At 60.1% G+C, this 13009-nt stretch carries 14 protein-coding genes; 4 read left to right on the forward strand and 10 right to left on the reverse strand.

What is annotated here, in order from left to right; translation table 11 throughout:
* Nucleotides 1-13: 13 nt before the first annotated feature.
* From paaN to paaA, 6 genes are all read right to left on the reverse strand, one after another.
* Nucleotides 14-1678 carry a phenylacetic acid degradation protein PaaN gene (gene paaN / locus ACYVI2_RS04655; RefSeq protein ID WP_415819490.1) on the reverse strand — a complete coding sequence of 555 codons (1665 nt, stop codon included), beginning with the start codon at nt 1676-1678 and terminating at the stop codon, nt 14-16.
* Nucleotides 1679-1704: 26 nt separating this feature from the next.
* A complete protein-coding gene (gene paaE, locus ACYVI2_RS04660; RefSeq protein WP_415819491.1) occupies nt 1705-2793 on the reverse strand; it encodes a 1,2-phenylacetyl-CoA epoxidase subunit PaaE in 1089 nt (362 codons plus the stop codon).
* Nucleotides 2794-2811: 18 nt separating this feature from the next.
* Entirely contained in the window at nt 2812-3282 is a 471-nt protein-coding gene (paaD, locus tag ACYVI2_RS04665) for a 1,2-phenylacetyl-CoA epoxidase subunit PaaD (RefSeq protein ID WP_415819492.1), read from the reverse strand.
* Nucleotides 3283-3314: 32 nt separating this feature from the next.
* The gene (paaC, locus tag ACYVI2_RS04670; RefSeq protein WP_415819493.1) at nt 3315-4079 is read right to left on the reverse strand and encodes a 1,2-phenylacetyl-CoA epoxidase subunit PaaC; all 765 of its coding nucleotides are present in this window, start codon (nt 4077-4079) and stop codon (nt 3315-3317) included.
* 11 nt (nt 4080-4090) lie between these two features.
* Nucleotides 4091-4375: a 1,2-phenylacetyl-CoA epoxidase subunit PaaB gene (gene paaB, locus ACYVI2_RS04675; RefSeq protein WP_415819494.1), complete on the reverse strand. Its 285-nt coding sequence runs from the start codon at nt 4373-4375 to the stop codon at nt 4091-4093.
* Nucleotides 4376-4588: 213 nt separating this feature from the next.
* Nucleotides 4589-5578, reverse strand: a complete 990-nt coding sequence (paaA, locus tag ACYVI2_RS04680; protein ID WP_415819496.1) for a 1,2-phenylacetyl-CoA epoxidase subunit PaaA — start codon at nt 5576-5578, stop codon at nt 4589-4591.
* 168 nt (nt 5579-5746) lie between these two features.
* Between paaA and paaX the strand changes: the two genes are divergently transcribed.
* On the forward strand, nt 5747-6679 hold the full coding sequence (gene paaX, locus ACYVI2_RS04685; RefSeq protein WP_415819497.1) for a phenylacetic acid degradation operon negative regulatory protein PaaX: 933 nt from the start codon (nt 5747-5749) through the stop codon (nt 6677-6679).
* Between the two features lie 584 nt (nt 6680-7263).
* Here paaX and orn read toward each other — a convergent pair.
* Nucleotides 7264-7809, reverse strand: a complete 546-nt coding sequence (orn, locus tag ACYVI2_RS04690; RefSeq protein WP_415819498.1) for an oligoribonuclease — start codon at nt 7807-7809, stop codon at nt 7264-7266.
* 49 nt (nt 7810-7858) lie between these two features.
* On the opposite strand from orn, the gene ACYVI2_RS04695 reads away from it, so the two are divergent.
* Together ACYVI2_RS04695 and rsgA are read left to right on the forward strand one after the other, a co-directional pair.
* Entirely contained in the window at nt 7859-9118 is a 1260-nt protein-coding gene (locus ACYVI2_RS04695; RefSeq protein WP_415819499.1) for a M48 family metallopeptidase, read from the forward strand.
* Nucleotides 9115-10026 (forward strand): ribosome small subunit-dependent GTPase A, encoded by a 912-nt coding sequence (gene rsgA / locus ACYVI2_RS04700; protein WP_415819500.1) that lies wholly within the window; start codon nt 9115-9117, stop codon nt 10024-10026. Before ACYVI2_RS04695 ends, rsgA begins: the two co-directional genes overlap by 4 nt.
* Before the next feature lie 26 nt (nt 10027-10052).
* On the opposite strand, the gene ACYVI2_RS04705 is transcribed toward rsgA, so the two are convergent.
* Together ACYVI2_RS04705 and rplS are read right to left on the reverse strand one after the other, a co-directional pair.
* Nucleotides 10053-10802: a CoA pyrophosphatase gene (locus ACYVI2_RS04705; protein WP_415819501.1), complete on the reverse strand. Its 750-nt coding sequence runs from the start codon at nt 10800-10802 to the stop codon at nt 10053-10055.
* A 106-nt stretch (nt 10803-10908) separates the two neighbouring features.
* The gene (rplS, locus tag ACYVI2_RS04710) at nt 10909-11289 is read right to left on the reverse strand and encodes a 50S ribosomal protein L19 (RefSeq protein WP_415819502.1); all 381 of its coding nucleotides are present in this window, start codon (nt 11287-11289) and stop codon (nt 10909-10911) included.
* Nucleotides 11290-11552: 263 nt separating this feature from the next.
* Here rplS and ACYVI2_RS04715 point away from each other — a divergent pair, with 263 nt between their 5' ends.
* Complete coding sequence (locus ACYVI2_RS04715; RefSeq protein WP_415819503.1) at nt 11553-12425, forward strand: EamA family transporter; 873 nt, start codon at nt 11553-11555, stop codon at nt 12423-12425.
* 95 nt (nt 12426-12520) lie between these two features.
* Here ACYVI2_RS04715 and ACYVI2_RS04720 read toward each other — a convergent pair whose 3' ends face one another.
* Nucleotides 12521-13009, reverse strand: a complete 489-nt coding sequence (locus ACYVI2_RS04720) for a hypothetical protein (RefSeq protein WP_415819504.1) — start codon at nt 13007-13009, stop codon at nt 12521-12523.

Raw genomic sequence — 13009 nt, forward strand, 5'->3', positions numbered from 1 at the left:
GAATCCGCTCCTGTTAGACGTGACGGCGCGTCTGCACAACGCGAAAACGGTTGGACACAAAGGCCGAATCCGACAACGCCGCATTGGCCGCCGGGTTGGCACCTGTGCCATGAAAATCGCTGAAGGCGGCGGTCTGGTTCACGAACACGCCGCCCGTCAGATTCAACGACAGCGCCACACCCGATACCTCTGCCGCATCCTGGATCTGCGCCGCGACGTCGTCGTCTGTCGTGTAGGCGCCAAAGGACAGCGCGCCGTGCTGGATCACGCTATCGCGAGCCAGCTCAATACTGTGTGCAGTCGAGTCCGTCGCCACAACGAAAGCAATCGGCCCGAACCATTCTTTGCTGATGTCAGGATTGCTGGCATCGGTACGCAGCACCAACGGAGTATGCACCCGCGCGTTTTCAAATTGAGGATGCGTCAGCGACTGACTGTCGACCACGACGGGCAGGCCCAATGCGCGTGCCTGTTCGATGCGTTGGACGATGCCTTCGTTCTGAATCGCCCCCGTCAGTTCCACAGCCTTGGCAGGATCGGCGCAAAGCTTGCCTACGGCCGTTCCCAGTGCGGCCGCGACGTCGTCGAAACTGACGTGCCCCTCTGCCGTGTTAATACCATCGCGAGGTACGTAGATATTTTGCGGCGCCGTGCACATCTGCCCCGAATACAAGGCCAGCGAAAAAGCCAGGTTGCGCACCACGCCTTTCAGGTCCTCGGCCGAATCGATGATGATCTGGTTGACGCCTGCTTTCTCGGTATACACCTGGGCTTGGCGAGCGTTTTGCTCCAGCCAATTACCGTTGGCGCTGCTGCCGGTAAAGTCGATAAGCTTGACGGAGGGATCCTGAGCCAATTGCTGTGCGGTATCGTCGCCTGCGGCATGCGCGGCCAGTTGCACCACATTGGGATCAAAGCCTGCCTCGGCCAGGACCTCGCGCGCCACCTGCACCGTGATCGCCAGCGGCAGAATGGCGCCGGGATGCGGCTTGACGATCACGACGTTGCCCGTAGCCAGACTGGCAAACAACCCCGGATAGCCGTTCCAGGTCGGAAAGGTCGAGCAGCCGATCACCAGCGCCGTACCACGGGGTACTACCGTGAAACGCTTTTCCATCTTGATGGGATCGTTCTTGCCCTGGGGTTTTTCCCACAACGCCACATCGGGAATACGCGCCATTTCCTGCCAGGCATAGGCCACGGCCTCGAGGCCTCGGTCCTGTGCATGCGGACCGCCCGCCTGAAAAGCCATCATAAAACCCTGGCCCGTGGTGTGCTGCACCGCGTGCGCGATCTCGAAACTGCGCCGGTTCACCCGCGCCAGGATTTCCAGCGATACCCCGACCCAGGTGCGTGGCCCGGCACGGCGCCAGGATTCGAACGCTTGAGCGGCGGACTGTACCAGCACGGCCGGCGGCACACGCGGATACGTAATATCCAAGGCGAAACCATAAGGCGATTGCTCGCCGCCCACCGCCCCGTCGGCCCCCTTCAGTTCCAACGGAAAAGGCTTGCCACGCAAAGCTTCGAAAGCGGCGCGCCCATCCTCGTTGGCAGTCTCACCATAATTGCGCGGACTGGGCGACTCGGCGAACGGACTCCAATAACCACGATCGGCAGCGGCGGCCAAGGCACGCTCTAGCACAGGCTGATGGCGCTCGAAAAATTCTAATGACACGTGCGGTCTCCGGATAAATGCGTTATTCAAGTTTCTTGATCAAAATCCAATACGAGGCGGTCACTGACAGGAAAGCTCTGGCAGCTCAGCACAAAGCCGCGCGCGACTTCATAATCCTCGAGCGCGAAATTCGCGTCCATATCGACCTCGCCTTCGATAACCTTGCAGCGGCACGTCGAACATACTCCGCCTTTGCAGGAATACGGCAATTCGATGCCCTGCTCCAGCGCCGAGTCCAGGACGCTGTCTTTATTTTTCTGAATGACAAAACTGCGGCTGTGGCCGTCTTGCACCACCGTGACCTCGCACTGCCCTTTTCCGGGGGCAGCGGGCGTATCACGGCCTGTACGCAACGCTCGTGGTCCGCGCGGCGCGCCGAACAGCTCGAATTTGATCTGAGATTTCGGTACGCCGCGATCCTGCAGATGCTGCACCACGCTCTCGATCATGGTCTGCGGACCACAGACAAAAGCATAATCAATATCGGCGGCAGGCATCCATGCGGACAAAAGCTGGTCGACTTTGTCGCCATCGAGCCGGCCATTGAACAACTCGATGTCCTGGCTCTCGCGGCTCATGATGTAGACCAGGGAAAACCTGTCCATGTACAGGTTTTTCAGGTCCTCGATTTCCTCGCGGAACAACACCGACGATGAGGCACGATTGCCAAAGAACAAGGTAAATCGGCTATGCGGCTCAGTCGACAGCGCGGTTTTCACCAAGGAAAACACCGGCGTGATGCCACTGCCCACGGCAAAAGCGACATAATGGCGCTGATGCTCTGGCGAAAAATCCACCGTGAAATTACCGGCAGGCGGCATGACCTCGAGCATCTGGCCAGCCTGCAACGCGTGATTGGCCCAGCTGGAGAATGCGCCGTCATCGACCTTTTTAATCGCGACGCGCAACACACCGTCGCCCGGGGCCGAACAAATCGAATAAGAACGGCGCAGCTCTTCGCCCTCGAGCTCCGTGCGCAGCGTCAGATACTGTCCCGGACGAAACTCAAACTGCGATTGCAGCGCCTGCGGCAAATCGAACGTCACCACCACGGCATCGCGCGTATTGCGTGCCACGGAAGAGACCCGCAGAGAATGAAAAGAATTCTGACTCATGGCGTACTCCGGCCCTGTTCAGTGTGTTTTGAAATAATCGAACGGCTCGCGGCACGCGTTGCAGCGATACAGCGCCTTGCACGAGGTCGAGCCGAAATGACTGATCAGTCGCGTTTGCGACGAGCCGCAGTGCGGGCACACGATCAACGGCCCGGCGGCGCGCCGGCTGATGCCGGATACGTCAATGGCACGCTCAGCCGGCGCCGCGATGCCATAACCCTTGAGCGCCGCCCGGCCACGTTCGCTCATCCAATCGGTAGTCCAGGCAGGGGACAATCTCGTCTGTATGCGCACCGCGGCGACACCGTGATCCGCCAACGTCCGTTGGATATCCTCCGAGATTTCCCGCATCGCGGGGCAACCGGAATACGTAGGTGTAATGGTGACCACGCACGTGCCGTTTTCCCATGCCACCTCGCGTATCACGCCCAGATCCACCACCGACAATACCGGGATCTCCGGATCGGGCACGCCTTCGAGCCAGGTCATGACCTGGCTCGGCGACGCGGTCGCAACGCCGTTCACCAGACGGCTCCCGGATGCGCGCGGGGCAGCGACTGCATTTCCGCCAGCACGTAGCTCAACGCCTCGGTATGACGGCCTTGACGCCCTCCTTGGTAGGCCAGGTGGCCAGCGTCATCCTCGGCCGGCATCGTCAACGTGGCCTCGGCCAACACCTCGCGCACATGCGCCAGCCAGGGGCCACGCAGCGTGCCCAACTCACAGGAAATCCCGCGTTCAACCATGTCGTGATCGATGTCATCGTCAACGAACAGCTCACCCGTATAACGCCATGCGTCGTCGATGGCCTCTTGCATCTTGGTGTGGCTGGTCTCGGAGCCATCCCCTAGACGCACCACCAGATCCGACGAGCGGCGCACGTGATAGGTGACTTCTTTCAGCGACTTTGCCGCGATAGCCACCACGCGCTCGTCAGTCGACTGCGTCAGGCGCTGCAGCAGAAAGTAATGCCACACGTCAAAGAAAAATTGGCGTGCCAGCGTGTCACCATAATGTCCATTGGGCCGTTCGACCAGAATCAGATTCCGGAACTCATGCGCATGACGCAAATAGGCCAACGCATCCTCGTCGCGCCCCGCACCCTCGATCTCGCCGGCCAGCGTCAACCACATGCGCGACTGCCCCAGCAAATCCAGCGCGGTGTTGGTCAACGCCAGGTCCTCTTCCAGTGCAGGCCCATGGCCGCACCACTCGGACAGGCGTTGCGACAGGATCAACGTGGTATCGCCCAGACGCAGCAAATACTCAAAAAAGGGCTTGTCCATGCTCGCGTCTCTCACATGTGCTTGATTTCGTCGGGCATCGGGAAAAACGTGGGATGCCGATAGACTTTGTTGTTGGCCGGATCGAACAACGGCTCTTTATCGGCCGGACTGCTCGCCACGATATCGGCCGCGCGCACCACCCAAATACTGAGGCCTTCGTTACGACGGGTGTAAACGTCGCGTGCATGATTGATGGCCATCTCCGCATCCGAGGCATGCAAACTGCCTACATGCTTGTGCGCCAGACCGTGCTGGCTGCGGATAAAGACCTCCCACAGCGGCCATTCCTTGCTCATGATGCCTGTCCTTTAGTATTGGGCGGCACGTCATCCGCCCTGAAATCATTCCGCTACCGACAAGCGGCGTGATGTTCGTGAAGGGAATCCCCGTTCACTGCTGCATCGCGTTGCCGCGCACTGCCCGCCACGTACCTCGTCGAACGCTGACCTAGGGCCATTTCACGCGCATCGACAACCTGCGTATTCATGACGGTCTATCTGTTGCTACGGTCACGCTGCCTTGCGCTGCGCCTGCTTTTCGGCATAGGCCACCAAGCCATCGCGCACCCAGGCGCCCGCTTCATGGGCCTTTTGACGGGCGGCCAGGCGTTCGCGATTGCAGGGCCCATGACCCTTGATGACCGCATAAAACTCGCTCCAATCGATCTCGCCAAAATCGTAATGACCGCGCTCGGCGTCCCATTTCAGATCGGGATCGGGCACCGTCAGCCCCAGATACTCGGCCTGGGGCACAGTCTGGTCCACCATTTTCTGACGCAGCTCATCATTGGAAAACAGCTTGATCTTCCAGGCCATCGATTGCGCGCTGTTCGGCGAATCCGCGTCAGACGGACCAAACATCATCAGCGCCGGCCACCACCAGCGATTCAGGGCATCCTGACACATCGCTTTTTGCTCTGGCGTGCCATGCAAGCACATTTGAATCAGCAGGTCATAGCCTTGCCGCTGATGAAACGACTCCTCCTTACAGACGCGCACCATGGCACGTGCGTAAGGGCCGTACGAGCAGCGGCACAGCGGAATCTGATTGATGATGGCCGAGCCATCCACCAGCCAGCCGATCATGCCGATATCGGCCCACGACAAAGTGGGGTAATTGAAAATGCTGGAGTACTTGGCGCGCCCCGTCAGCAGATCGTCGACCAGCTCATCGCGCGATACGCCCAGCGTCTCGGCAGCGCTGTACAGATACAGACCATGCCCCGCCTCGTCCTGCACCTTGGCCAACAAGATGGCCTTGCGCTTGAGCGATGGCGCGCGTGTGATCCAGTTGCCCTCGGGCAGCATGCCGACGATTTCGGAATGTGCATGCTGCGAAATCTGCCGAATCAGTGTTTTGCGATAGGCCTCGGGCATCCAGTCCTGGGGCTCGATGCGCACGCCTTCATCGACACGGCGTTGAAAGGCCTGCTCGGGACCGGAAAGTTCATCCACATTGCGGACCTGCTTGACGCCGGTTTCGACTAGCTGTGCATACATGTTCGTCTCCTGTACGGTCGCATGCGCCTGCAGGCGCTCGCACCGATCGTTTATCTGACTCAGCTAAAGACGATTATTTAATACACAAAATCAATTGTCAAAGAAATTCTTGTATCACATTAAAAATGTGTATCATGTCCAGCATTCTGATATCCGGCCTGGATTTCGATGGCAAACACCCCTTCTTCCCTCGGCCGCTACGTCGCCCGACTGCTCAAAGACGACCCGCCCCGTGCCAAATCGCTGTGCGTCAGCTTGCTGGGCGATGCCTTGGCATGCCACGGCGGCGCCATCTGGCTGGGAGGCATCATCGAGCTGCTCGAACCCCTGGGCATCAACGAGCGTTTGCTGCGCACCAGCGTATTCCGGCTGGTAGCCCAAGGCTGGCTGCAGGCCGAGCGCCATGGACGGCGCAGCCTGTATCAGCTATCCGAACTCGGCCGCCGCCGCACCGCCCACGCCTCGCAACGCATCTACGACGGCCCGTCCGCACAATGGGATGGAGACTGGACCCTCGTCGCCCTACCCCGCCTGGGCAACAACGCCCTGTCCGAACGCCTCGAACTGCGCCGCGAATTGACGTGGGAGGGCTTTGCCATGATTGCGCCAGGGCTGTTCGCCCACCCCCAGGCGGACGCTCATACGGCGCATGAAATCCTGGAAAAACTCGGCATTCCCGACAAGGCGCTCGTTCTGGCGGGGCGTGACCTCGCTGGCGCAGGCGGGCTTCCTATCGCGAGCCTGGCCCCCCAATGCTGGAATCTGGACGCGTTGGCTGAGCAATACCGTCACTTTTCCGATCAGCTGGGCCCGCTGGACAAACTGCTGAACGAGCCCGCCGAGCCTGCCGACGCCTTTGCTGCACGGATGCTGCTGCTGCATACGTGGCGGCGCATTGTCTTGCACGACCCGCAATTGCCGGTGCCCATGTTGCCCGAGCAATGGCCTGGCCACGCCGCGCGGGAGCTATGCGGCAGGATCTACTGGAAATTGTTCGATGCTTCGGAACAGTATCTCGATGCTGTGGCGGGCAAGGATAACGAGCGGTATACGCCGTTGTCGGATGAGGTGTATGCGAGGTTTGGGGGGCCAGCTGTCTAGGCGAGCGATGGTGGATGGGTTGCGGGTTGTGCTGGCAAGCGGTGTCTCGGGCGTGCAATCGGTGTCTCTATTTAGACGTTCCTGCCGGGTGCCGGGAAGCCTCGCCGGGCCTATCGCGCGGACTCGCCCCATGAGCAGGGGGCTCGGCCTCGCTGCGCGAGGCTAAATCCGCGCTCAACGGCCCGGCGAGGCTTCCCGGCACCCGGCAGGAACTCACAGTAGTGGCAGGCCGTCGTTGCTGGCTGTTGTTGGCCTGGGTGCTAACATGATTTGCGGCACACCATGATCGTCCGAGGGGTGACGCATTTCACCATGGTCGGGGCCTGTATGCATGGCAAGCAACGACCGTTCAATCAGATGCCATGTCACCACCCTCAATACCCGTCACGGTGGAATCACCCGTAATGTGAAGACAGCGCGAGCCGGCGTTTGCCGTGTAAAAGGGGCACCGGCCCGTAGAGCACGGATTTAGTCCGCGCAGCGGACCGAGCCCCCTGCTCACGGGGCGAGTCCGTGCGATAGGGCCGGTGCCCCTTTTACACGGCGAACGCCGGCGCCTAAAGAACCACTACACGCTCGAACCACTACACCTTCAGGAAATGCTCACGGTAATACTTCAACTCGTCGATGGACTCGTAAATATCCGCCAGCGCCTCGTGCCTGCTTTTCTTTTCAAAGCCCTTGTACACCGCAGGCACCCACCGGCGGGCCAGCTCTTTCAAGGTGCTGACATCCAGATTGCGGTAGTGGAAAAAACGCTCCAGGTTGGGCATGTAGGCGTACATGAAGCGGCGATCCTGGCTGATGGTATTGCCGCACAGCGGTGATTTCCCGGCAGGCACATGCTGAGACAGGAAATCCAGCAGCATTTGCTCGGCTTGAGCCTCGCTCAGGGTGGATGCCTTGACCTTGTCGATCAGGCCGCTTTTACCGTGCGTGGACTTGTTCCAGCTGTCCATGGCATCCAGCAGACTGTCGGGCTGGTGCACGACCAGCACGGGACCTTCGGCCACAACAGTCAGGTCCGGTTCGGTGACCACCACGGCCACTTCGATGATGCGTTCTTTGCTAGGGTCGAGCCCGGTCATCTCCATATCGAGCCAGACCAGGCGATTTTCGTTCGCAGCCATATAATTTGCCTATAAAACACCACATTTTCTCATACGTAACGCCAATTCCGTGCCACTGACCACTCTGACCCTGCTGTTTGTCGCCTTTCTGGTTGCCGATCTCTGTGTGCGCCAATGGCTGGCCATGCGCCAGATCCGCCATGTCGCCAGCCACCGAGACCTGGTCCCCCCTGAGTTTTCGCCACGTATCGGCCTGGCGAGCCACCAGCGTGCCGCGGACTACACGGCAGCGCGCGTGCGGCTGGGGATGCTGGAACGAGTGTACGACGCGGCCATTCTGGTAGCCCTGACGTTGGTGGGCGGCCTGCAGGCCATCGATCTGGCAGTGGCCCAGCTCACCTCGAACGACCTGCTGCGTCAACTGATGTTATTAGGCAGCGTCGCGCTACTGCTGGGGGTGCTGGGTTTGCCTTTTACCTTGTGGCGTCAGTTCAAACTCGAGGCCCGTTTTGGCTTTAACCGCATGACTCCAGGGCTGTTTGCCTCGGATTTGGTCAAAGGGATACTGGTGTCGCTGATATTGGGCGCCCCTCTGGCAGCGGCCATTCTGTGGTTGATGGCGAGTGCCGGCAGCCTATGGTGGCTATGGGCGTGGGGCTTATGGACAGCATTCAACCTCCTGTTGCTGTTCATTTTCCCGACCTTCATTGCACCGCTGTTCAATAAATTCACGCCGCTATCCGACCCTGATCTGGCGAACCGGATCAAACAGCTGGCCCAGCGCTGCGGTTTCGCGCTCAATGGCCTGTTTGTCATGGACGGCTCGCGCCGCTCGGCGCATGGCAATGCGTATTTCACGGGCTTTGGCAAATCGCGCCGCATTGTATTTTTCGACACGCTGCTGGCGCGCCTGAATGCGGACGAGATCGAGGCTGTGCTGGCGCATGAGCTGGGGCATTTTGCCAAACGCCACATCGTCAAACGTATTGTGCTGAGCCTGGGCGCCGCCCTGCTGTTTTTTGCAGTACTGGGCTGGTTGGCGCAACAACCCTGGTTCTACGAGGGGTTGGGCGTATTGCCACGCCTGAATGGCCGCAATGATGCGATGGCACTATTGCTGTTTTTCTTGGTAATACCCGTGTTTACCTTTATGTTGACCCCGGTCGCCAGTTGGTACTCTCGCCGTGACGAGTTCGAGGCCGACCGTTACGCCGCCACCCAAAGCTCATCCGAACAACTCGTCTCGGCGCTCGTCAAACTGTACGATGACAACGCCGCCACTCTGACTCCCGACCCTGTGCACTCTGCCTTTTACGATAGCCACCCGCCCGCCGCCGTGCGCATCCGCCACCTGACGCAGCACGCATGAGCGCCAGCAGCCAGCCATTAGAAGGCCGCATTATTGCGGCACACGGCCGCCACTATGTGGTGGAATTCCCCGACGGATCGGAGCGCCATTGCTTTCCTCGTGGGAAAAAAGCGGGCGCAGCCGTAGGCGATAGGGTACGCGTCGCCCCTCAAGGGCGTGACGAGGGGGCAATCGATGCCATTTTGCCGCGCAGCAATCTGCTATTCCGCTCGGACGAAATGCGTTCCAAGCAGTTTGCGGCGAATGTCGACCAATTGCTGATCGTGGTCGCAGTCGAACCGACCTTTTCAGACGATCTGGCGGGGCGAGCCTTGGCGGGCGCGTGGAGCGCCGGGATCGAGCCGCTGATCATTCTGAACAAAGTCGATCTGGAAACCGGTGTCACCGCGGCCCGCGCACGCCTGGCGTCCGTGCGTGCCTTAGGCGTTCCCATCATCGAACTCAGCGCTCATGACCGGCCCTCAGTACATGCCGCACTGGCGGAAAAGCTGGCCGGCAAAACCACGCTGCTGCTGGGCCAAAGCGGCATGGGCAAATCGACGCTTCTTAATGCACTGGTGCCTGATGCCGACGCGGCGACGCGAGAATACTCGTCAGCGTTGGACATGGGTCGACACACGACCACGAGTACGCGCCTGTATCACTTGCCTGCGCCGGGCGGCGATTTGATTGATTCTCCGGGATTTCAAGCGTTCGGTTTACAGCACCTGTCGGGCGACGATATCTTGCGAGGATTCCCGGAATTCACCGCGCATATTGAACGTTGCCGTTTTTATAACTGCACGCACCGGCACGAGCCGGGCTGCGGCGTCGTGGCGGCACTACAGGCAGGGGAGATCGATGCAGGGCGTTATGCGCTGTATCGGCGCATCCTCGAAGAAAGCGAGGCCGCACAGCAGCGCTATTGACCTGATTGGGAAAGGGACTTGCATGGTCACCGCCCGAATGACGCCCCACCCATGTCAGCCGTCAACCCATGGCGCAGCATGTGATACAGGTTGCGCAACATGCCCGCCGTGGCCCCCCAAATAAAGTACTGATGCCAGGGCATGGCGTAATACAGCCTTTCGCGTCCATCGGGCAATGGCCCTCGATAGAGGCGGTGATTGGCGGGGTTCGTCAAGAAAGTCAGAGGTACCTCGAATATCTCGGCGACTTCGAAGACATCGGGCTTCAGCGTGAAACCCGGGCGCACCAGCGACAACACCGGGGTGATGGAAAACCCCGTCGACGTCAAATAAGCGGGCATCGAACCCAGCACGTCGACATACTCGGCAGACAGGCCGGTTTCTTCTTCGGCCTCGCGTAACGCCGTCGCGATGGGCGACGCATCCGTCGTTTCCACACGCCCGCCCGGAAAACTGATCTGGCCGGCATGATCGTACAAGTGTGCCGTACGTTGCGTCAGCATGATGCTCACCCCTTCGGGATGAACAACCATGGGGATCAAGACCGCTGCCAATACTGGCGTACCCTCGCGTCCGGGGTGGCGGTATTCGGTCGAACCTAGCGGATCCTGGGGCCACGGTCCTGCGTGGCTCAGCACCCCACGCAATCGTTGAGGCACGAGCAGATCGGGCGCGATAGCGGTCAGACCGGCATCAGCGGGCTGCCAGGGCTGAGCGGCGGGATCGAATTGCATGACGGCGGGAGGCCGGCGGGGACGAGACGAAGGGTCGGGCATACCTGCTACAAGCGTTAAAAAAGGCACCTTGATAGGTGCCTTTTTAACCCGGATCGCCGGGAAGCGCGGTGTGATCCTGCCTGAGCGGGCATCACACCGAGACCAATCAAGCCGATTTGGCTTGCTTGATGACCAGCTTTTCTTTGATACGAGCCGACTTGCCCGAGCGGCTGCGCAGGTAGTACAGCTTGGCACGACGCACATCACCGCGGCGCTTGACTTCGATGCCGGCGATTTGCGGGGAATACAGTTGGAACGTACGCTCGACGGCTTCGCCGGACGAGATCTTGCGCACGATGAAGGACGAATTCAGGCCGCGGTTGCGCTTGGCAATCACGACTCCTTCGTAGGCCTGCACACGTTTGCGAGTGCCTTCAACGACGTTGACGCTGACCACGACGGTATCGCCAGGGGCGAATTCGGGTACGGTCTTGTCGCCGGTCAGGCGCTTGATTTCTTCCTGTTCCAGGATAGCGATGAGGTTCATGAGAACTCCGAGATCATCGTGCCTTGCGCTGTTTTTGCATGGGGCGCCGACCAGGGCCGGGACCTTTGCTGTACGCAAGCAGAGGATGAGGTTTGTGGTAAACCCAGCATTCTACATCAAATCAACACTTTACGTACATACCGCCCGCACGCGGGTGGAAATCCCACGCCTCGTGCAACACCGTCCCCTTTTTAGGCGGTTTTAGCAGTACCCTTGCACATCTAAATGTCATATTTCTGTCATATATAGCAACTGCCGCACCCATGTCTTACGCGTCCCTGATATTGGTCGTTTTGGCGGCCATGGCCCACGCCTCGTGGAATCTGTTGGCCAAGCGGGCCGCGATGGTGGGGCCAGTATTTGTCTTTGCCTATGGGCTATGCGCCACCCTGTTATACGCCCCCTGGGTGATATGGATCCTGCTGCACGAAGGGATGGTCTGGAGCTGGCCCGTCATTGTGTGCATCCTGGCGTCCAGCGCCCTGCATCTGGGTTACAGCCTCTGTCTGCAACGCGGCTATCAGGTCGCGGATCTGTCGGTGGTATATCCCATTGCCCGCGGCACGGGCCCGCTCTTGTCTACCACCGGCGCCTTTTTACTACTGGGTGAGCCCGCAACGACAACGGGGATCATCGGTATGCTGTGCGTCGTCGGCGGCGTGCTGCTGATTGCTACGCAAGGCAAACTGTCGTTATTCCGCCAGCCTCAGGCATGGCTGGGGGTGCGCTGGGGCATCGTCATCGGCCTGTTCATCGCGACGTATACCGTCGTAGACGCCTATGGCGTCAAGGTGCTGTTAATCATGCCGGTGCTCTTTGACTGGTTCACGTGTGCCACGCGTACCGTCATGATGGCGCCACACGTCATGAAGCGCCGTGCGGAAAATTGGCAAGCCATGCGGGGATATTGGCGCCTCGCATGGGCCGTCGGTCTGCTGTCGCCGCTGGGCTATATCCTGGTGCTCTATGCCCTGCGCAACGGCGCACCGTTAAGCCTGGTCGCCCCTGCCCGGGAAATGTCGATGATGCTGGGCACCCTCGCCGGCATGTTTCTCCTGAGGGAAAAAGTCGGCGTCGGACGGCTACTGGGATGCTTGGCCATTCTGGCGGGCGTTATCCTGCTCGGGTCTAGTTAGAAGCGTTTCCGAACAGCCGCTGCTGCGCAGATGAGGTCTGGACGCCTTAGGGAAAACTGCCGTATAGGGCCCACTCACCCTCAGCGCGGGAAAGCTCAAAACCCAGCGGCCGCCCCCAGCCACATCAACCCCGGAATCAACGCTCCCCACATCGCGACCAGCAAGACATCGCCCACCATTTGGCGCATGGTCACGCCCTGGCTCAAGGCTCGGCTGGCCGTCCCCATGGACTGGCTGTGCGCGGCCATCGTATCCATCGGGAGTGCAGCGGCGGACATTTGGGCCTGAGCAGCACTCACGATCGGCTGAGAAATCCGAGCAGCTGGCGTCGGCTGAACGACTGGCTGAACATCAACGGCCGGTGCGTCTATCGGCTGGGCAACGGCGGAAGAACCGATGACATCCGATTGCGCAGCTGGCGCCAAGGCGCGATGACGCCCCTGAGACAAACCAGAAGAAAAAGGCCATTTGGCGGGCTGACGCAGCACGCCGACCGCGGCTCGCGCCAAAATGCGTGGCACCCAGGTCGGCAGCCGCGAAGGCAAAGAAACAACGGTATCGGAAGCAAGCGTGGCAGTGGACAT

It is taken from the genome of Bordetella tumbae, from assembly GCF_054780995.1.